Origin of the sequence: Actinomadura parmotrematis (genome assembly GCF_019458805.1) — a bacterium.
Taxonomy (GTDB): Bacteria; Actinomycetota; Actinomycetes; order Streptosporangiales; family Streptosporangiaceae; genus Spirillospora; species Spirillospora parmotrematis.
Genome location: NZ_JAIBOA010000028.1, coordinates 45,748 through 64,545, shown reverse-complemented (window position 1 = coordinate 64,545; position 18,798 = coordinate 45,748). Strand labels below are relative to the sequence as shown.

General features: G+C 75.4%; 17 protein-coding genes. 11 read left to right on the top strand and 6 right to left on the bottom strand.

Annotated elements, in window-relative coordinates:
• Positions 1–59 precede the first annotated feature (59 nt).
• Both pcrA and K1Y72_RS31585 read left to right on the top strand, forming a co-directional pair.
• Positions 60–2,315, top strand: coding sequence for a DNA helicase PcrA (gene pcrA, locus K1Y72_RS31590; RefSeq protein ID WP_220170185.1), 2,256 nt, complete (start codon positions 60–62; stop codon positions 2,313–2,315).
• Positions 2,316–2,470: 155 nt separating this feature from the next.
• Positions 2,471–3,364, top strand: a complete 894-nt coding sequence (locus tag K1Y72_RS31585) for a metal-dependent hydrolase (protein WP_220170184.1) — start codon at positions 2,471–2,473, stop codon at positions 3,362–3,364.
• A 7-nt stretch (positions 3,365–3,371) separates the two neighbouring features.
• Here the strand turns inward: K1Y72_RS31585 and K1Y72_RS31580 are convergent, their stop codons facing one another.
• Entirely contained in the window at positions 3,372–3,788 is a 417-nt protein-coding gene (locus tag K1Y72_RS31580) for a DUF6069 family protein (protein WP_220170183.1), read from the bottom strand.
• Positions 3,789–3,896: 108 nt separating this feature from the next.
• Here K1Y72_RS31580 and K1Y72_RS31575 point away from each other — a divergent pair, with 108 nt between their 5' ends.
• Both K1Y72_RS31575 and K1Y72_RS31570 read left to right on the top strand, forming a co-directional pair.
• Positions 3,897–5,039, top strand: a complete 1,143-nt coding sequence (locus K1Y72_RS31575) for a sensor histidine kinase (protein WP_308287318.1) — start codon at positions 3,897–3,899, stop codon at positions 5,037–5,039.
• On the top strand, positions 5,036–5,680 hold the full coding sequence (locus K1Y72_RS31570; protein WP_220170182.1) for a response regulator transcription factor: 645 nt from the start codon (positions 5,036–5,038) through the stop codon (positions 5,678–5,680). The genes K1Y72_RS31575 and K1Y72_RS31570 overlap by 4 nt, the downstream gene beginning before the upstream one ends.
• 20 nt (positions 5,681–5,700) lie before the next feature.
• Here K1Y72_RS31570 and K1Y72_RS31565 read toward each other — a convergent pair whose 3' ends face one another.
• Positions 5,701–6,927 (bottom strand): Tm-1-like ATP-binding domain-containing protein, encoded by a 1,227-nt coding sequence (locus K1Y72_RS31565; RefSeq protein ID WP_220170181.1) that lies wholly within the window; start codon positions 6,925–6,927, stop codon positions 5,701–5,703.
• Between the two features lie 143 nt (positions 6,928–7,070).
• On the opposite strand from K1Y72_RS31565, the gene K1Y72_RS31560 reads away from it, so the two are divergent.
• Positions 7,071–7,841: a sulfite exporter TauE/SafE family protein gene (locus tag K1Y72_RS31560; RefSeq protein ID WP_220170180.1), complete on the top strand. Its 771-nt coding sequence runs from the start codon at positions 7,071–7,073 to the stop codon at positions 7,839–7,841.
• On the opposite strand, the gene K1Y72_RS31555 is transcribed toward K1Y72_RS31560, so the two are convergent.
• Positions 7,820–9,427 carry a glycoside hydrolase family 15 protein gene (locus tag K1Y72_RS31555; RefSeq protein WP_220170179.1) on the bottom strand — a complete coding sequence of 536 codons (1,608 nt, stop codon included), beginning with the start codon at positions 9,425–9,427 and terminating at the stop codon, positions 7,820–7,822. The two genes, K1Y72_RS31560 and K1Y72_RS31555, sit on opposite strands and share 22 nt — an antisense overlap.
• A gap of 283 nt (positions 9,428–9,710) precedes the next feature.
• On the opposite strand from K1Y72_RS31555, the gene sucC reads away from it, so the two are divergent.
• The 3 genes from sucC to K1Y72_RS31540 all read left to right on the top strand — a co-directional run bounded on the left by sucC (position 9,711) and on the right by K1Y72_RS31540 (position 12,395).
• Positions 9,711–10,889 carry an ADP-forming succinate--CoA ligase subunit beta gene (gene sucC, locus K1Y72_RS31550; protein WP_220170178.1) on the top strand — a complete coding sequence of 393 codons (1,179 nt, stop codon included), beginning with the start codon at positions 9,711–9,713 and terminating at the stop codon, positions 10,887–10,889.
• Positions 10,890–10,891: 2 nt separating this feature from the next.
• Positions 10,892–11,779 carry a succinate--CoA ligase subunit alpha gene (gene sucD, locus K1Y72_RS31545; protein ID WP_220170177.1) on the top strand — a complete coding sequence of 296 codons (888 nt, stop codon included), beginning with the start codon at positions 10,892–10,894 and terminating at the stop codon, positions 11,777–11,779.
• Between the two features lie 88 nt (positions 11,780–11,867).
• Positions 11,868–12,395: a DUF4240 domain-containing protein gene (locus tag K1Y72_RS31540; protein WP_220170176.1), complete on the top strand. Its 528-nt coding sequence runs from the start codon at positions 11,868–11,870 to the stop codon at positions 12,393–12,395.
• Between the two features lie 313 nt (positions 12,396–12,708).
• Here K1Y72_RS31540 and K1Y72_RS31535 read toward each other — a convergent pair whose 3' ends face one another.
• The gene (locus tag K1Y72_RS31535) at positions 12,709–13,089 is read right to left on the bottom strand and encodes a MerR family transcriptional regulator (RefSeq protein WP_220170175.1); all 381 of its coding nucleotides are present in this window, start codon (positions 13,087–13,089) and stop codon (positions 12,709–12,711) included.
• 104 nt (positions 13,090–13,193) lie between these two features.
• Entirely contained in the window at positions 13,194–13,637 is a 444-nt protein-coding gene (locus tag K1Y72_RS31530; protein WP_220170174.1) for an Hsp20/alpha crystallin family protein, read from the bottom strand.
• A gap of 206 nt (positions 13,638–13,843) precedes the next feature.
• Here K1Y72_RS31530 and K1Y72_RS31525 point away from each other — a divergent pair, with 206 nt between their 5' ends.
• Positions 13,844–15,901, top strand: coding sequence for a cell division protein PerM (locus K1Y72_RS31525; protein ID WP_308287317.1), 2,058 nt, complete (start codon positions 13,844–13,846; stop codon positions 15,899–15,901).
• Between the two features lie 15 nt (positions 15,902–15,916).
• Here the strand turns inward: K1Y72_RS31525 and K1Y72_RS31520 are convergent, their stop codons facing one another.
• On the bottom strand, positions 15,917–16,351 hold the full coding sequence (locus tag K1Y72_RS31520; protein ID WP_220170173.1) for a DUF4190 domain-containing protein: 435 nt from the start codon (positions 16,349–16,351) through the stop codon (positions 15,917–15,919).
• Positions 16,352–16,500: 149 nt separating this feature from the next.
• Between K1Y72_RS31520 and purN the strand changes: the two genes are divergently transcribed.
• Both purN and purH read left to right on the top strand, forming a co-directional pair.
• Positions 16,501–17,190, top strand: coding sequence for a phosphoribosylglycinamide formyltransferase (purN, locus tag K1Y72_RS31515; protein WP_220170172.1), 690 nt, complete (start codon positions 16,501–16,503; stop codon positions 17,188–17,190).
• Entirely contained in the window at positions 17,171–18,736 is a 1,566-nt protein-coding gene (gene purH, locus K1Y72_RS31510) for a bifunctional phosphoribosylaminoimidazolecarboxamide formyltransferase/IMP cyclohydrolase (protein WP_220170171.1), read from the top strand. Before purN ends, purH begins: the two co-directional genes overlap by 20 nt.
• Positions 18,737–18,798 lie beyond the last annotated feature (62 nt).

The window sequence follows — 18,798 nt, the reverse complement described above, 5'->3', positions numbered from 1 at the left end:
GGACCGCGCGTCCGGGAGTCGGCCCGCCCTGTCGGTGCCGCACCGTAGACTCGGGCGTGATGTCGACGACCGAAACGCACCCCTTGCTGGCCGGCCTCAACCCGCAGCAGCGCGCCGCCGTGGAGCACGCCGGCGGCCCCCTGCTGATCGTGGCGGGTGCCGGTTCGGGCAAGACCCGCGTGCTCACCCACCGCATCGCCCACCTGCTCGGCGAGCGCGGCGTGCACCCCGGGCAGATCCTGGCGATCACCTTCACGAACAAGGCCGCGGCCGAGATGAAGGAGCGCGTCGACGCCCTCGTCGGCCCGCGCAGCCGCGCCATGTGGGTGATGACGTTCCACTCGGCGTGCGTGCGGATCCTGCGCCGCGAGGCCAAGCGGCTCGGCTTCCCCACCAGCTTCTCGATCTACGACCAGGCCGACGCGCAGCGCCTCATGGCGCTGGTCTGCCGCGAGCTCGACCTGGACCCCAAGCGCTACCCGCCGCGGTCGTTCAGCGCGCAGGTGTCGAACCTGAAGAACGAGCTGATCGACTACGAGACGTTCAAAGCGCGCGCCTCCACCCACATGGAGCAGACGCTGGCGCAGGCGTACGAGATGTACCAGGCGCGCCTCATGCAGGCCGGCGCGATGGACTTCGACGACCTGATCATGCTGACGGTGAACCTGCTGCAGGTGTTCCCCGAGGCCGCCGAGCACTACCGGCGCCGGTTCCGGCACGTGCTGGTCGACGAGTACCAGGACACCAACCACGCCCAGTACGAGCTGGTCCGCGAGCTGACCGCGCCGATCGACGGCGGCGCGGCGGCCGAGCTGTGCGTCGTCGGCGACGCCGACCAGTCGATCTACGCGTTCCGCGGCGCGACGATCCGCAACATCCTGGAGTTCGAGCGCGACTACCCCGACGCCACCACGATCCTGCTGGAGCAGAACTACCGCTCCACCCAGACGATCCTGTCGGCGGCGAACGCGGTGATCGAGCGGAACGCCGACCGCAAGCCGAAGCGCCTCTGGTCCGAGCAGGGCCAGGGCCACCGGATCGTCGGGTACGTGGCCGACAACGAGCACGACGAGGCGGCGTTCGTCGCCCGCGAGGTCGACCGCCTCACCGACGCCGGCGACGCCCGCCCCGGCGACGTCGCGGTCTTCTACCGCACCAACGCGCAGTCCCGCGTCTTCGAAGAGGTGTTCATCCGCGTCGGCCTGCCCTACAAGGTCGTCGGCGGCGTGCGGTTCTACGAGCGCAAGGAGGTCCGCGACCTGCTGGCCTACCTGCGCGTCCTCGCCAACCCCGAGGACACCGTCAGCCTGCGCCGCATCCTCAACGTGCCGAAGCGCGGCATCGGCGACCGCGCCGAGGCCGTCGTGGAGGCGCACGCCGCCCGCGAGCGGATCTCGTTCTGGCGGGCGCTGCGCCGCCCCGAGGACGTCCCCGGCATGGCGACCCGCTCGATCAACGCGGTGCGCGAGTTCGTGGCGCTGCTGGACGAGCTCGGCGAGGCCGTCGAGACGTCCACCCCCGCCGACCTGGTCGAGCGGATCCTGGTGAAGAGCGGCTACCTGGCCGAGCTGCAGGCGTCCAAGGACCCGCAGGACGAGACCCGCATCGAGAACCTCCAGGAGTTCGAGTCGGTCGCCCGCGAGTACGAGGAGCGCCTCGACGGCGAGTCCGCCGAGGGCCGCCTCGTGGACTTCCTGGAGCAGGTCGCGCTCGTCGCCGACGCCGACTCGATCCCCGGCGGCGCGAAGGGCAACCCGGCCGCGCCGGGCGAGGAGGGCCCGGCCGACGACCAGGGCGTCGTCACGCTGATGACGCTGCACACGGCCAAGGGCCTGGAGTTCCCGGTCGTGTTCCTCACCGGCATGGAGGACGGCGTCTTCCCGCACCTGCGCGCGATGAGCAACCCCAAGGAGCTGGAGGAGGAGCGGCGCCTCGCCTACGTCGGCATCACCCGCGCCCGGCAGCGCCTGTACGTGAGCCGCTCGTGGGTCCGCTCGTCGTGGGGCGCGCCGCAGACCAACCCGCCGTCGCGGTTCCTCGGCGAGGTCCCCGACACGCTGATCGACTGGGAGCGGGACGCGCCGTCGCTGAAGCCGTCGGCGGCGACGGGCCCGGCGTCGCGGCCGGGCGTCCGCGCGCCGGGCGGCAAGCCGGGGCCGGCGCTCGCGCCCGGCGACCGCGTCACCCACGACTCGTTCGGGCTCGGGACGGTCGTCACGGCCGACAACGCGAGCGGCAAGGCGAGCGTGGACTTCGGCGGCGACACCGGCGTGAAGCAGCTCATCGTGCGGTACGCGCCGATGGAGAAGCTCTAGCCGCGGCCTAACTGGACTGCTCGTCCAATTGTGACGTGGGCCACACGCGGGCGCCATTGCCCGCGTGCGGGGGCGCTCGTACGGTCGAGGGCAGGCGCCGCGCGGGCCCGCCGCCCGCGGCGCCGCCGCGGACGCCCCACGCCCCAGGAGTCCCCATGAGCAGCCCCGCCGCCCGGACCCGCCCCGCCGTCGCCGTCCGCCCGCGCCGCGTGCGGACGCGCCGCGTCTCGTTCAGCTACCCGCCCGGGACGCTGCGGCGCCACTACGCGGGCGGCGACCTCATGATGAGCCACATCGTGGCGGTCCTGTCGGCGCTGTTCCCCGAGGGCGAGGACTTCTTCGTCCGCACCGTCCGCGCCTACCGCGACGAGATCACCGACCCGGAGCTGCAGCGGCAGGTCGCCGGGTTCATCGGCCAGGAGGTCACGCACGGCCGCGAGCACCGGCACCTGAACGACCGGCTCGCCGACCTCGGCTACCCGACGCGGTTCGTGGACCGCCGCACCAAGTACGGCCTGGCGTTCGCGCACCGGGTGCTGCCGAAGGACTTCCAGCTCGCCGTCACCGCCGCGCTGGAGCACTACACCGCGACGCTCGCCGAAGTGCTGCTCCTGGACCCCGAGGCCCGCGCGATCATCGACTCGCCGGAGGTGCGGCGGCTGCTGCTCTGGCACGCGCTGGAGGAGAGCGAGCACAAGTCGGTCGCCTTCGACGTGTTCATGACGGTGAGCGGCAACGAGCGCGTCCGCGTCTGGGCCATGCGCTACGCCACGTTCGGGCTGCTCGCCGGCACCTTCACCGGCGTGCTCGCCTCGCTGGCCAAGGACCGCGCCGCCTACGACCTGCGGGCGCTGACCGCGAGCCTCCGCAAGCTGCCGTCCTCGCCGTGGCTGAAGCCCGACGCGATCGCCCGCATCCGCGCCTACACCCGCCCCGGCTTCCACCCCGACGACTTCGACAACACGGCCCTGATCGACCGCTGGAAGGCCGACCTGTTCGACGAGACCGAGACCGGGGACGCCGCCGCCCCTCCGACGGCGGCGCCCTGACCGCCGGTCACGCGGCGGCGGGGGCGCAGGGGGCGTCCTTGAGGGTGGCGCGGAGGCCGAGCAGGAGCGTCAGGCCGACGGCCAGGTGCAGGAGCACGAGGACGGCGCCGGCGGCGACGCCGTCGGCGGTGAACGGGCCCGTGCACGACAGGACCAGCGAGATCCCGCCGAACATCGTCCAGGCCCGGCGCGGGCGGCTCGTGAACCGCTCCAGGCCGGTCAGCAGCAGCCAGGACACGGCGCCCGCGAGGAGGCCGGTGAGGGCGACCTGCGGGCCGCCGACGTGCTGCCCGCTCGCGTCCAGGTCGACGCCGGCGAGCGGCCCGGCGACCGCCCAGACGGCGAGGCCCGCCGCAGCGGCGGCGAGGACGGTGGCGGCGCGGCGGAGGTGCGGCGCGGGGGCGGTCTGCTTCGTGGTGTTCATGCCGCCGAGGATGCACCCGGGCGCCGGCCGCGCACATCGGTCCGCGGACGGCCCCACCCCCGACTTTGGTAGCTGTCGCGCGGCGGCGCGGCTGCCTACCGTGGCCCCGTGACCACCCTTTCCCGGCCGCACCGGCCCGTCGCCGAGCGCGCGGCGCTGATGGTCCCCATCGGACTGCTGATCGCGGCGACGGTCTGGGGGCAGCCCGCCGCCGGGCGGCTGCTCGCCCTGGACGTCGCCGCCGGCGCCGCCGCCTGGCTGCTGCTGGCGCTCGTGCCCGCCCGGCCCGTCCTCGCGACGCTGCTCATGGACGCGCTCGCCGCCGTGTCCCCGGCGGCGACGCCCGCCGCGACCGTCGGGACGCTGCACACCGCGATGCGCCGCCCGCTGCGGCTCGCCGTCGCGGTCGGCGCGGCCGGCGTCGCCGCGCACGCCGCCCGCTGGCCGGTCCGCCCGACGCCGGGCCTGTCGTGGGGCTGGTGGCTGGTGCTGATCGCGGTCGCGCACGCCGCGCTCGTCGGCTGGGGCACCCTGCACCAGGCGCGCGCCGCGCTGATCGCCTCGCTGCGCGAGCGCGCCGCCCGCGCCGAGGCCGAGCAGCACGCCCGCGTCGCCGAGGCGCGCGGCCTGGAGCGGGCCCGCATCGCCCGCGAGATGCACGACGTCCTCGCGCACCGCCTGTCGCTGCTCGCGACCTTCGCGGGCGCGCTGGAGTACCGGCCGGACGCGCCGCCCGAGCAGCTCGCCAAGGCCGCCGGGGTGGTCCGCGACGGCGCGCATCAGGCGCTCGGCGAGCTGCGCGACGTCCTCACCGTCCTCCGCGCCGCCGGCGACGGCGCCGAGCCCGACGGCCCGCAGCCCGTCCTCGCCGACCTGCCCGCCCTGCTCGACGAGGCGCGCGCGGCGGGCACGCCCGTCGAGCTCGCGGGCGGTGTGGAGGACGCCGCCGGGCTGCCGCCGACGCTGTCGCGTACCGTCTACCGGGTGATCCAGGAAGGGCTGACGAACGCCCGCAAGCACGCCCCCGGCGCGCCCGTCCGCGTCGCCCTCGCCGGGCGCCCCGGCGACGGCCTCACCGTCGAGCTGACCAATCCGCTCACCGGCGGCACGGCCGCCCTCCCCGGCTCGGGCACCGGCCTCGTCGGCGTCGCCGAGCGGGTCCGCCTCGCGGGCGGCGCGGCGGAGCACGGCGCGGCGGGCGGCGCGTTCCGGCTCGCCGCCCGGCTGCCGTTCCCGGCGGCGGAGCGATGACGCGTGTCCTGCTGGTGGACGACGAGACCCTCGTCCGCGCAGCCCTCACGATGATGCTGGACGGCGCCGAGGGCATCCGCGTCGTCGGCGAGGCCGCCGACGGCGCCGACGTCCCGGACGCCGTCGCCGCCTGCTTCCCCGACGTCGTGCTGATGGACCTGCGGATGCCGCGCGTCGGCGGGATCGCCGCGACGCGGCGGCTGCGCGCCCGCCCGAACCCGCCCGAAGTGATCGTCCTCACCACCTTCGACACCGACGAGAACGTCGTGGAGGCGCTCCGCGCGGGCGCCGCCGGGTTCTTGCTGAAGGACTCCCCGCCCGCCCGGATCGTCGCGGCCGTGCGGCAGGTCGCGAGCGGCGAGCCGATGCTGTCCCCGCAGATCACCCGGCGGCTGATGGCGCACGTCACCGACCGCGCGGACGCCGCCCGCCGCGCCCGCGCCGCGCTCGCCGCCCTCACCCCGCGCGAGCGCGACGTCGCGGTCGCCGTCGCGGGCGGCGAGGGCAACGCCGAGATCGGCGCGGCGCTCGGGATGGGCGTGCCGACGGTGAAGGCGCACGTGTCGAGCATCCTGGCGAAGCTGGAGCTGAACAACCGCACCCAGCTCGCCCTGCTCGTCCACGACGCCGAGCTGCTCTGAGCCGCCGCGCCCGGCGCCGGTCAGTACGTCAGCGGGACGGCGGCGGGCGCGAGCATCGCGTGCAGGCGGGTCGCCATGGCGAGCCCGAACGCCGGGTCGTTGGCGTCGGTGTCCAGCTCGTGGACCTCGACGGGGGAGCCGGCGAGGCCCTCGCGGACCGCGTCGAACAGCGCCGCGTCCGCGTCGGGCCGGTGGTAGGGGCCGCCGGGCAGGCCGAGCGTGGACAGGCCGCGCAGCGGCAGGTACACCGCCGCCGGGCCGGTCGCGGCGCGCAGCTTGCCCGCGACGAGGCGGCCGAGCTCGGCGCACTCGGCGGGCGTCGTCCGCACCACCGCCACCGCCGCGTTGTGCATGTGGACGTGCCGGCCGCGCAGCCGCTCGGGCACCGACGGCCCGAACTTGCCCATGTCGAGCGCGCCGAGCCCGACGACCTGCGGGACGCCCGCCCGGCCCGCCGACTCCAGCCGCTCGGGCCCGGCCCGGCCGACGCCGCCGAGCAGCGCCGTCGACACCTCCAGCAGCGTCGCGTCCAGCACCCCGGCGAGCGCCCCCGAGCCCGCCATCGCCTCGAACGACCGGCCGCCCGCGCCGCTCGCGTGGAAGACCAGCACCTCGTAGCCGAGGCCGTCCAGCAGGTCGCGGGCGGCGTCGACGCCGCGCGTGGTGACGCCCGCCATCGTCGCGCCGACCACCGGCCACCCCGCCGGGACGGCCGGGCGGCCCGCCGCGTACCCGGCGGCCATGCCCGCGATCGCGTCGGCGGCGTTGGCGAGGACCCGCGCCGAGACGCGGTTGATGCCGGCGACGTCGACGACGCTGTACATGAGCGTGAGGTCGCTGCCGCCGACGTAGGGCGACACGTCGCCGGACGCCATGCTCGACACCATCAGCTTCGGCACGCCCACCGGCAGCGCCCGCATCGCCGCCGTCGACAGCGCCGAGTTGCCGCTGCCGCCGACCGACAGCACCCCGTGCAGCCGCCCCCGCCGGTGCAGCCGGACGAGGACGGCCGCCGCGCCGCCCGCCATCGCGGTGAGCGCGGCGCCCCGGTCGTCCTGCGCGGCGAGGTCGAGGCCGGCGGCGCGCGCCACCTCCTCGCGCGGCACGTCGGGGACGACGCGCGGCGCGCCCCGCGTGCCGGTGTCGACGAGGACGACGTCGGCGCCGAGGCCGCGCAGCCGGTCGCGGAGCCACCCGTACTCCGCGCCCTTGGTGTCCAGCGTGCCGAGCAGAACGACGTAGGCCATGCCCTTCACCCTCAGTGCCCGGGCGAACACGGGCAAGGTGTCGCCGGGGTGGCGCCGCGGACCTAGAGAACTGTCTCCACCATTAGGGTCATAAGCGTTCCATGTCCTGACTCATTACTTCCGCGATCGTCCGAAGGAGCCCCGTGCAGGCCGAGCACGTCGTCCTCCTGCTGCTCGCCGCGCTCGCCGCCGGATGGGTGGACGCCGTCGTCGGCGGCGGCGGGCTCATCCAGCTCCCCGCGCTGCTGCTGCTCGTCCCGGGCCAGCCGGTCGCGGCGGCCCTCGCGACCAACAAGCTCGGCTCGATCGCCGGGACGTCGTCGGCCGCCGTCGCCTACCTGCGGCACGCCAAGCCCGACCTGCGGGTCGCGCTGCCCGCCGGCGCGATCGCGGTCGTGTCGGCGGCGGGCGGCGCGCTCTGCGCGGCGGCGATCTCGGCGGCCGTGCTCAAACCGCTGATCATGGTGGTGCTGCTCGGCGTCGCCGCCCTCGTGGTGCTCCGCCCGGACCTCGGGCGCGCGCCGCGCGCCGTCCTGCGGACGCGCCGCCGGCTCGCCGCCGCGGTGCTCGTCCCCGGCCTGCTGATCGCCTTCTACGACGGGCTCGTCGGCCCCGGCACCGGAACGTTCCTGGTGCTCGCCTTCACCACGCTGCTCGGCACCGACTTCGTCAACGCCTCGGCCAACGCCAAGATCATCAACACCGGCACCAACCTCGGCGCGCTCGCCGTCTTCGCCGTCCAGGGCCACGTCCTCTGGGCGCTCGGCCTCGCCATGGCCGCCGCGAACATCGCCGGGGCGCAGCTCGGCGCCCGCACCGCCGTCCGGCGCGGCGCGGGCTTCGTCCGCGTCGTGCTGCTCTGCGTCGTCACCGCGATGGTCGCCAAGCTCGGCTACGAGCAGTTCTGGGCCTGACCGGAACCGGCCGCGACCGTGCGGACGCCCGTGCTGGCGCTCGTGCAGACGCCCGGTACCGGTAGCGGCGCCTCCAGCGCGGACAGGCTCAGCACGACCAGCGACGCCGTCCAGCCGAGCGGCGCGACGGCGGCCGGGCGCCCGGCGTCGTCCACCTTCTCGGGCAGCGAGCCGAGCGAGGTGCGGTGCGCGGCGAGCCAGTCCAGGCGGTGGACGGCCTCGGCGGTGCGGCCGGACGCGGCCGCCGACAGCGTGAACAGCGCCATCTCCGGCGTCCAGGCCACCTTCTGGTTGCCCGACCAGCGCTCGCCGGGCAGCACCCCGCCGTTCGGCAGCGCGAGCTTGTCCGCGGCGCGCCGCACGGCGCCCGCCACGAACGGGTCGGCGGGCGCGAACGGCGGCGTGAGGAACGTCACCGAGGTGTCCATGCGGCCGTCCCGCACCGCCGACCGCGGGTAGCCGAGCGGCGCGAACCGCGCGGCCACCGCGCCGTCCAGCCGGGCGGCGGCCGCCTCCCAGCGGGACGCGTCGGCGGCGTGCCCGGTCTCGCGCGCGAACTCCGCCGCCGACCGCATCCCGGCGAGGACGGGCGCGACGACGCCGAGCGTCGCCGTCCCGGGGTCCTGCTCGCTGCCCGGCGAGCGCTCCCAGTAGTCCGAGGACGGCGGCGGCATCCCGTCCGCCCCGAGCGAGCCCGCCAGGCGGTCGGCGGCGCGCCGCACCATCGTCCACAGCTCGGGCATGCCCGCGGCGGCGTCGGGGTCCTTCTCGTGGAACAGCCAGGCCGCCCACAGCACCCAGCCGAGCGAGTCGGACTGCGGCGCCCGCCCGTCGGCGACGGCGCTCCCGCCGGCGTTGTAGCGGGCCGCCCACATCCCGTTCCCGGCCTGCACACCGGCCAGGAACCGCAGGATGCGCTGCGCCTCGACGCGGTGGCCCGTCACGGTGAACGCGGCGGCGGCGAACGCGGAGTCACGCGGCCACGAGTAGCGCCACGCGCCGTACCAGGACGCCAGCGACGCCCCGTTGGGCTGGGTGAGGAGCCGCAGGTCCAGCAGCGCGCGCGCAGCCATGTCCCGGTACTTCTGGTTGGACTGCGTGACGACCGTCCGCGTGGACGGGGCGCGCGTCGCGGGCGCCGTCACCGACGGCGCCTCACCGCCGCGCGGCGCCGTCACCACGTTCTCCGGCAGCACCGGCACCTTCAGGCCGGGCACCGAACCGCGCGCGAGCCACGCCTTGTCGATCGTCACCGCCGACGCCACCCGCGGATCCGACGCCGCCAGCGTGGCCGCGGTCTCGGCGCCGAGCGGGATCAGCCGCACCCGGCCGTCCTTCAGCCGCACCACCGAGCTGTCGGGGACGTAGGCGGCGCCCGCCGCGTCCGCCGGGTCCAGCGGCTGCGAGGCGAACGGCCAGCCGCCCCCGCCGACGAGGCCGGGACTGGCCCACGGCGGCTCGCCGCGCCGCGGCAGCTCGGCCGAGCCGAGCGCCGACACCAGCGCCGCCGCCGCCAGCAGCGCGGTGACCCGCACCGTCCGGCGCGCCCCGCCGCCCGGCGCGAAGCGCCTCCCGCCACCGGCCACCTGCGTCGATCCCTTCTCGCCCCCGCGACCCCGGCCGTCCCCCGGGGCCCTCCAAGTAGATCAAACCGCGGCAAATCACGGGACACCCGGAGGGGGCCGCCACCACCCCCGCCGCCCTGCACCGACCTGCGGGAACGACGGGAACGGCCCCGGCGGCATGACCATGGACCTGGGAGGACTAGGCTGCATCGACGGAGCGGACCGCGAAGTGGCGGCCGCACGGAGATCCCCGTGTACCCCCACTTGAGTGGTCATTTGGCTGTCGATCCGTTAAGGACGCCTCGTGGACCTGTTCGAACATCAGGCGAAGGAGCTCTTCGCCGAGTACGGGGTACCGGTGCCTACCGGCAAGGTCGCCCATACTCCCCAGGAAGCGCGTGCCATCGCGGAGGAGCTGTTCTCCGCGGGCAGCAAGAAGGTCGTCGTCAAGGCCCAGGTGAAGACCGGCGGGCGCGGCAAGGCCGGCGGCGTCAAGCTCGCCGACGACGCCGCCGAGGCCGAGACGCTGGCCGGCCAGATCCTCGGCATGGACATCAAGGGCCACACGGTCCACAAGGTCCTGATCGAGGAAGGCAGCGCGATCGCGCAGGAGTACTACTTCTCCTTCCTGCTGGACCGGGCGAACCGCACCTTCCTGTCCATCTGCTCGGTCGAGGGCGGCATGGAGATCGAGGACGTGCCGCACGACCGGCTCGGCCTCGTCCCGGTCTCCCCGCTGGACGGCGTGGACCTCGCCAAGGCCCGCGCCATCGCCGAGGCCGGGCGGCTGCCCGCCGAGGCGCTGGACGGCGCCGCGCAGATCATCGAGCGGCTCTGGTCGGTGTTCACCGACGAGGACGCGACCCTCGTCGAGGTGAACCCGCTGATCCTGACCGCCGACGGCGACGTCAAGGCGCTCGACGGCAAGGTGACCCTGGACGACAACGCCGGGTTCCGCCAGGAGCACGGCGAGCTGGAGGACAAGGCCAGCGCCGACCCGCTGGAGGCGGCGGCGAAGGCCAAGGACCTCAACTACGTGAAGCTCGACGGCAGCGTCGGCATCATCGGCAACGGCGCCGGCCTGGTCATGTCGACCCTCGACGTGGTCTCCTACGCCGGCGAGGAGTTCGGCGGCCAGAAGCCCGCCAACTTCCTCGACATCGGCGGCGGCGCCTCCGCCGAGGTCATGGCCGACAGCCTGGAGATCGTCCTGTCGGACCCCGCCGTGAAGTCGGTGTTCGTCAACGTCTTCGGCGGCATCACCGCCTGCGACGCGGTCGCCAACGGCATCGTGTCCGCCTACAAGCTGCTGGAGGGCCGCGGCGAGTCCGTGAACCGCCCGCTGGTGGTCCGCCTGGACGGCAACAACGCCGAGCTCGGCCGGCGGATCCTGACCGAGGCGGCGCTCCCCGGCGTCCAGCAGGTCGACACCATGGACGACGCGGCCAAGCGCGCCGCCGAACTCGCTGCGGCAGGTGCATGAGCATGGCCATCTGGCTCACTGAGAACAGCAAGATCATCGTGCAGGGCATCACCGGCTCCGAGGGCACCAAGCACGGGCGCCGCATGCTCGCGGCGGGCGCGCAGGTCGTCGGCGGCGTGAACGCCCGCAAGGCCGGGCAGAGCGTCGACTTCGACGGCACCGAGCTGCCGGTGTTCGGCACCGTGACCGAGGCCATCGAGGCGACCGGCGCGGACGTGTCGGTGGTGTTCGTGCCGCCGAAGTTCACCAAGGACGCCGTCGTCGAGGCGATCGACGCCGAGATCCCGCTCTGCGTCGTCATCACCGAGGGCATCCCGGTGCACGACACCGCCTACTTCTGGGCGTACGCCGAGTCCAAGGGCAACAAGACCCGCATCGTCGGGCCGAACTGCCCCGGCATCGCCTCCCCGGGCGCGTCCAACGCCGGCATCATCCCGGCCGACATCACGACGCCGGGCCGCATCGGCCTCGTGTCGAAGTCGGGCACGCTGACCTACCAGATGATGTACGAGCTGCGCGACTTCGGGTTCTCCACCTGCGTCGGCATCGGCGGCGACCCGATCATCGGGACGACCCACATCGATGCGCTCCAGGCGTTCCAGGACGACCCGGACACCGACGCGATCGTCATGATCGGCGAGATCGGCGGCGACGCCGAGGAGCGCGCCGCGGCGTTCATCGAGAAGAACGTGACCAAGCCGGTCGTCGGCTACGTCGCGGGCTTCACCGCCCCCGAGGGCAAGACGATGGGCCACGCCGGCGCCATCGTGTCCGGCTCGGCCGGCACCGCCCAGGCGAAGAAGGAGGCGCTGGAGAAGGTCGGCGTGCGCGTCGGCAAGACCCCCAGCGAGACCGCCCGCCTCATGCGGGAGATCATGCAGAACCGCTGACCGCTCCGCCGGTCGTCCCGGACGCCCGCACCGCCCTCCCGGCGGCGCGGGCGTCCGCGCGTCCGGGGGCGGTGGCAGGATGCCGGGCATGACCGAGGACGAGTTCTGGGGCCTGATCGACGGGATCCGCGAGACGGGCACGACGGACGCCGAGGAGGTGGCCGACCGCGCCGCCGAGGTCCTCGCCGGCCGCAGCCGCGAGGAGATCACCGGCGTGCAGGCCGTCATCGACGGCCTGCTGGCGCGCTCCCGCACGACCCCGCTGCGGGCCGCCGCGCACCTGATCGGCGGCGGCCGCTCCGACGACGGTTTCGACCACTTCCGCGGCTGGCTGATCACGCAGGGCCGGGTGGTGTTCGCGACCGTCGTCGACGATCCCGACAAGCTGGCCGCGCTGCCCGCCGTCCAGCGCGCCCGCGCCGACGGCGCGCCCCTGGAGTGCGAGGACGCCCTCGCCATCGCCTCCACCGCCCATCTGGCCGCCTTCGGCACCGACCTGCCCCTCGGCTCCCTCCCGGCCGTCCCCCGCCCCCGCCCGGACACCGAGGGCGACTTCGACGACCCCGCCGAACTCCGCCGCCACTGCCCCCGCCTGGCCGCCCTCTACCTCACCTGACCGCCCCGGGACCGCCTCGGGACCGCCTCCGGACCGCCCCGGCCCGCCCGGCAACCCTCCATCGGGCAGGCGACCCGCACTAGCCCAACCGCCGGGGCCGTCTCGGACTCTCCGGCCGTTCTGGCCGTATGAGGCGCCTCGGCCGCCCCGACTGCTCCGGCCGCTCCGGCCGTATGAGGCGCCTCGGCCGTCCCGGCCGCTCCGGCGCCTGCCGTCTTGGCCGTCGCTCCGGCCGTCCTGAGCGCCGTGGTCGTCCTCTTCCCGGGCGGACCGCGCTTGCCCTCCTGCCGTCCCGGCTGCTGCCGGCCGTCCTCTAGGTGGGCCGGCCGGGCCGGTCGAGCTGCTCGGCGGGGTGGCGGGCGTGGAGGGCGCGGAGGCGGGCGGCGAGCTCGTCGCGTTCGCGGGTGATCTCGGCCAGCTCGTGCTCCAGCTCGATGATGCGGCGGATGGAGGGCAGCGTCATGCCCTCGTCGGCCATGTCGGCGACGTGCCGGGCCCGGCCGATGTCGAAGCGGCTGTAGCGGCGCTGCCCGCCCTCGGAGCGGCCGGGGGAGAGCAGGTGCTGCTCCTCGATGCGGCGCAGGAACGCCTGCTGGACGTCCAGCAGGCCGGCGACCTGCCCGATGCTGTAGATCGGCGCGTGCCGGTCGTCCAGGGCCGCGGGGCCGGGCGGCAGCGGATCGTCGTCGGTCATCCGTTCTCCTCTCGTCGCCGGGCGGCGGGCCGTGCGGTGCGGTGCGGGCCGTGCGGTGGTCGGGCGGGCGGCCTCGGGGGTCGGGGCCGCCCGCCCGATGGGCGTCAGCGCGAGAGGGCGCGCTGCCCGCCCTCGCCGGTCCGGATCTCGATCTTGCGGGGCTTCGCGCGCTCCAGGACCGGGATGCGGACGGCCAGCACGCCGTTGTCGTAGGCGGCCTCCACCGCCTCGGCGTCCAGGTGCTCGGACAGGTAGACGCGGCGGGTGAAGACGCCCATCGTGCGCTCGCGCACGAACGGGCGCTCGTCCTCGCCGAGCTCCTCCTCGCGGCGCGCCGACACCGTCAGCACCCCGCGGTCGACGGTGACCTCGACCGAGCCGGGGTCGATGCCCGGCAGGTCGAAGCGCAGGACGACGTCGTCGGCGCGCCGGATCCCGTCCATCGGCATGGGGGCGCCCTCGGCGCCGCGGCCGGACGCCTGCCGCGCGAGCCGGTCGAACTGGCGCTCGAACTCCTGGACGAAGGGGTCGATCGACGTGAGCAGCATCGCCATCACCTCCGAAGAACACCGGGTCCTTCCACCCGGAAGCCTGCCCTCTCGGCGAGAGGAAACCTACAACTGAATTTATAGGTAACCGCCGACCGGGATGTCAAGTCCCGGCGGGGGAGTTTCCGGTGGCGGCTCCGATGACAAAGACGACACGCCGGGCGCGGCAGGTCCCGGCGCGCCCGCGCCGGTGCCAGCATGGGCGGGTGAGCGACGACAATCCCGAATCCCGCCGGGCCCCCGCCCGGGCCGAACCGTCGCGTCCCGCCCCCCGAACGTCCGGACGCCGCCGCTCCGGGGACCGCGCCGAGCCCGGCCGGGCCGAGCCCGAGCGCGGCGGGCCCCGGCGCGGCAGGCCCGCCCCGGAGCGGGCGCCGGACGCGCCGGACCGCCGGCCGCGCCCGCGCGTCGTCGAGGGCGGCGGCGGTGGCCGCCCGATGTTCGGGCCGCAGCAGTTGAAGGCCGACGCCGAGCGCGCCAAGGCGCAGCGCCCCCAGGTCGTCGCGGGGACGGCGGCCGGACCGGCGCCGAAGCCCGGACCGGCGCCGAAGCCCGAACCGAAGCCCAAGCCCGAACCGAAGGCGAAGGCCAAGCCGAAGCCGCCGGCCCGGAAGCCGCCCGGCGGCGGCCCGCAGCGCCCGCTGTACGTGGCGGGGCTCGTCGGGGCCCTGTGGTGCGTCGGCATCGGCCTCGCGGTGCTCACCACGATCACGCTCGTCGGCTGGATCGCCGCGCCCCGCACCGCCCTCGGCCACGGCCTGCCGGGCGTGTTCCGGACGGTGGTCAACTTCTGGCTGGTGTCGCACCACGCCGGGTTCTCCTACAGCGGCGGCCGGTTCGGGCTGCTGCCGCTCGGCGTCCTCGTGCTGCCGGGCGCCCTGCTGCACCGCTGCGGCGGCTGGGTCCTGCGCGCCGCGGGCGGCGCGGACGGCTCCCGGCGCGCGGTGCTGCGGGTCGCCGTGGCGCTGGCGGTGCCCTACGCGGTCCTCGCGGGCATGCTGGCGCTCGCGGCGGCCTCGCCGCAGGTGCACCCGTCGGCCTGGCAGGCGCTGCTCACGAGCTTCCTGGTGGCGGTCGTGGCGGGCGGCCTCGGCGCGGCCCGCGCGCTCGTCGCGGCCCGCGCGCGCGGACGCGGCGTCCGCTCGGGCCTCGGCGCGCTGCTGAAGCTGCTGCCCGAGCGCCCGCGCTCGCTCGTCATCGGGGTGTCCGGCGCGGTCGCGGTGCTGCTCGGGTCGGGCGCCCTGCTCGTCGGCGGCTCGCTCGCGCTGCACATCGGGGAGGCGGGGCGGGTGTACGGGCTGCTCGCGCCCGGCGTCGTCGGCACCCTCCTGCTGATCATCGTGGAGCTGGCGTACCTGCCGAACGCCGTCATCTGGGGCCTGGCCTACGCGGTCGGCCCGGGGTTCGCGGTCGGCGCGGGCACCAGCGTGTCGCCGAACGGCGTGACGCTGGACGCGGTCCCGGCGTTCCCGCTGCTCGCCGCGCTGCCGGAGCCGGGCCAGGCGCCCGCGCTGTCGCTGCTGGCGCTCGCCGCGCCGTTCCTCGCCGGCATCGTCGGCGGGACGCTCACCATGCGCGCCATGCCGACGCTGACGCAGGAGGCGGCGCCGATGTGGGGGTTCGCGTCGGGCGTGCTCACCGGCGCCGTCGCGGCCGTCCTGGCGGCCCTGTCGGGCGGCCCCCTCGGCGGCGGGCGCCTCGTCGCGGTCGGCCCGTCGGCGTGGCAGGTCGGCCTGCTGGCGGCGCTGGAGGTCGGCATCGCCGCCGCCCTCGCGGCCTGGCTGACGAACTGGCGCGTCCAGCGCCGCCCCGCCACCCCGCCCAAGGCCAAAGCGAAGGCGAAGGCGAAGGCGAAGCGCAAGCCGGTCGTGCGCCCGGTGCCGGTCCCCGTCCCGGCCCCGGCGCCCGCCCCGGCGGAGGACCGGTCGCCGCGGCCCGAGCCGCCCCGCCCGGCCGAGCCCGCGCCGCGTCCGGCCGACCCCTTCGCGCCCCCGGCGATGGAGTTCGAGGAGGCCGAGCCCGTCCTCGCCCCGCGCCGCCCCGCCCGCGCGAAGGCCCGCCCGAACACGCCCCCCGCGCCCGCCGAGCCCTACGACGAGGTGGAGGCCACAGAGATCGAGCCCGAGCCCGAAGTGGAGACCGAACTCACCCAGCCGGAGCCGGAGCGCCCCGTCCCGTCGCAGCGCGAGTCGGCCCCCGACCGCACCGAGAACCGGGGCGGCGCCATCTACGTCCTCCGCGACCCCGGCGCCGACGGCGAGTAGCCGCGGCGCGGGGGGTCAGAACGCCCAGTCGAGGGTGCCGGGCTCGGCGCCGAGCCGCTTCTCGATCTTGGGGACGTAGGTGTCGCGGCACTGCTGCTCGTCGGCGACGGTGTTGGCCGCGTCCAGGCAGTCGTTCAGGTCGCTGACCTGCGGGGAGATGTAGAGCAGCACGGCGATGGAGGCGAGCGACAGCAGCACCCCGACCGCGCCGGTGACGATGCCGGTGGTCGCGCCCGCGAGGTGCCGGACGCTCCGGCGGGCGCGCAGCCCGAGGACGAGGCCGGCGATCGACAGGATCAGGCCGAGCGGCATGAAGATCAGCGTGATCAACAGCCCGCCGACGCCGAGCCAGGCGGCGCGGCGGGCCACCACGGCGGCCGCCTCGGCGTCCTGCCGCGGGGGCCGCTCGGGGGTCTGGACACCGTGGCCCTGGCCGGGCTGCTCGCTCACGTGCTCTCCTCCATGTGGCCGCCGTCCCGGCTCGTCCGGGACGGTTTCCGGCTGGTCGTGCGGGGCTGACGAGCTGGGCCTATAGGCTTTCCCACGGCCGCCGCGGGAGACGCCGCGGCCGCCGAACCCGTACCCCACAGCAGGGAGTCATGGTGTCCGCCCGGCTCGTCGTCCTGGTCTCCGGCGCGGGGACCAACCTCCAAGCGCTGCTCGACGCGTGCGCTGACCCAGCCTACGGGGCGCAGGTGGTGGCCGTAGGCGCCGACCGGTCCGGGATCGCCGGCACCGCGCGCGCGCAGGAGGCGGGCCTGCCCGCTTTCACCGTCCGCATCCCCGACTTCGCCGACCGCGCGGAGTGGGACGCCGCGCTCACCGAGGCGGTCGCCGCGCACGCGCCCGACCTGGTGGTGTCCGCCGGGTTCATGAAGATCCTCGGCCCGCGGTTCCTGGAGCGCTTCGGCGGCCGGATCGTCAACACCCACCCGGCGCTGCTGCCGTCGTTCCCGGGCGCGCACGCCGTCCGGGACGCCCTGGCCTACGGGGTGAAGGTGACGGGCTGTACCGTGCACTTCGTCGACGAAGGCGTGGACACCGGACCCGTCATCGCCCAGGAAACGGTCCCCGTGCGCTGGCATGACGACGAGGACTCCCTGCACGAGCGCATCAAGCAGGTGGAGCGGCGCCTCCTCGTCGACGTCGTCGGACGGCTCGCCCGGGACGGGTGGACCGAGCGGGGCAGGCGGGTCTCCATGAAGTGCCGTACCTGTGACACCTCCGCCGCCGCGGGGGACGAGGCCGACAACGAGGGGAGCTCGACCGGTGAGTCGGGTCGCGATTAAGCGCGCGCTGATCAGCGTTTACGACAAGACGGGCCTGGAGGAACTGGCCCGCGGCCTGCACGCGGCCGGGGTGGAGATCGTCTCCACCGGGTCGACGGCGGGGCGGATCGCCGCCGCCGGCGTGCCGGTGATGAAGGTGGAGAAGCTCACCGGGTTCCCCGAGTGCCTGGACGGCCGGGTGAAGACGCTGCATCCCCGGGTGCACGCGGGCCTGCTCGCCGACCGCCGCAAGGACGACCACCTCCAGCAGCTGGAGGACCTGCACGTCGAGCCGTTCGACCTCGCCGTGGTGAACCTCTACCCGTTCGCCGACACCGTCGACTCGGGCGCCCGCCCCGACGAGTGCGTGGAGCAGATCGACATCGGCGGCCCGACGATGGTCCGCGCCGCCGCCAAGAACCACGCGAGCGTCGCCGTCGTGGTGTCGCCGCGCGCCTACGGCGCCGTCCTGGAGGCGGTCGGGCAGGGCGGCTTCACGCTGGCGGAGCGGCGCCGCCTGGCCGCCGAGGCGTTCGGCCACACCGCGTCCTACGACGTCGCGGTGGCGTCCTGGTTCGCGTCGACCTACGCGCCGGACGCGCAGGCCGGCGAGTCGGGCTGGCCGGACTTCCTGGGCTCCACCTGGCAGCGCTCGGACGTCCTCCGCTACGGCGAGAACCCGCACCAGAAGGCCGCGCTCTACACCGACACCGGCCACCGCGGCGGCCTCGCGGGCGCCGAGCAGCTGCACGGCAAGGAGATGTCCTACAACAACTACGTGGACGCCGACGCCGCCCGCCGCGCCGCCGGCGACTTCGCCGAGCCCGCCGTCGCGATCATCAAGCACGCCAACCCGTGCGGCATCGCGGTCGGCGCCGACGTCGCCGAGGCGCACCGCAAGGCGCACGCCTGCGACCCCCTGTCGGCCTTCGGCGGCGTCATCGCGGTGAACCGCCCGGTCACCGCCGCGATGGCCGAGCAGGTCGCCGAGGTGTTCACCGAGGTGCTGGTCGCGCCCGCGTTCGAGGACGCGGCGCTGGAGATCCTCACCCGCAAGAAGAACATCCGCCTGCTGGTCGCGGAGGACGGCGTCCCCGCGCCGTTCGAGTCCCGGCGCATCGACGGCGGCGTCCTCCTCCAGCAGGTGGACCGGGTGGACGCCCCCGGCGACGACCCCGCCGCCTGGGAGCTGAAGACCGGCGAGGCCGTGGACGAGGCGACGCTGGCGGACCTGGCGTTCGCCTGGAAGGCGTGCCGGTCGGTCAAGTCCAACGCGATCCTGCTCGCGCACGACGGCGCGACGACCGGCGTCGGCATGGGCCAGGTCAACCGGGTCGACTCGGCGCGGCTCGCCGTCGCGCGGGCGGGGGAGGAGCGCGCCGCCGCCTCGGTCGGCGCCTCCGACGCGTTCTTCCCGTTCCCCGACGGGCTGCAGGTGCTCGCCGACGCGGGCGTCCGCGCGATCGTCGAGCCGGGCGGCTCGAAGAACGACCCGGACGTCATCGAGGCGGCCGCCAAGGCCGGAATCGCGCTGTACTTCACCGGGACGCGCCACTTTTTCCACTGATTTCTCGCGGCGTTCCCGCAGGCAGGGCCCGGTTCCCAGGGTGGGACCGGGCCCTGCGGCCG

Bases quoted from the DNA above. Each gene is read 5' to 3' on its own strand.
- K1Y72_RS31580 (WP_220170183.1), bottom strand. From the start codon at position 3,788: ATGAACACCACGAAGCAGACCGCCCCCGCGCCGCACCTCCGCCGCGCC.
- purN (WP_220170172.1), top strand. From the start codon at position 16,501: ATGGTGTCCGCCCGGCTCGTCGTCCTGGTCTCCGGCGCGGGGACCAAC.
- K1Y72_RS31530 (WP_220170174.1), bottom strand. From the start codon at position 13,637: ATGCTGCTCACGTCGATCGACCCCTTCGTCCAGGAGTTCGAGCGCCAG.
- sucD (WP_220170177.1), top strand. From the start codon at position 10,892: ATGGCCATCTGGCTCACTGAGAACAGCAAGATCATCGTGCAGGGCATC.
- K1Y72_RS31535 (WP_220170175.1), bottom strand. From the start codon at position 13,089: ATGACCGACGACGATCCGCTGCCGCCCGGCCCCGCGGCCCTGGACGAC.
- pcrA (WP_220170185.1), top strand. From the start codon at position 60: ATGTCGACGACCGAAACGCACCCCTTGCTGGCCGGCCTCAACCCGCAG.
- K1Y72_RS31570 (WP_220170182.1), top strand. From the start codon at position 5,036: ATGACGCGTGTCCTGCTGGTGGACGACGAGACCCTCGTCCGCGCAGCC.
- K1Y72_RS31585 (WP_220170184.1), top strand. From the start codon at position 2,471: ATGAGCAGCCCCGCCGCCCGGACCCGCCCCGCCGTCGCCGTCCGCCCG.
- K1Y72_RS31540 (WP_220170176.1), top strand. From the start codon at position 11,868: ATGACCGAGGACGAGTTCTGGGGCCTGATCGACGGGATCCGCGAGACG.
- K1Y72_RS31565 (WP_220170181.1), bottom strand. From the start codon at position 6,927: ATGGCCTACGTCGTTCTGCTCGGCACGCTGGACACCAAGGGCGCGGAG.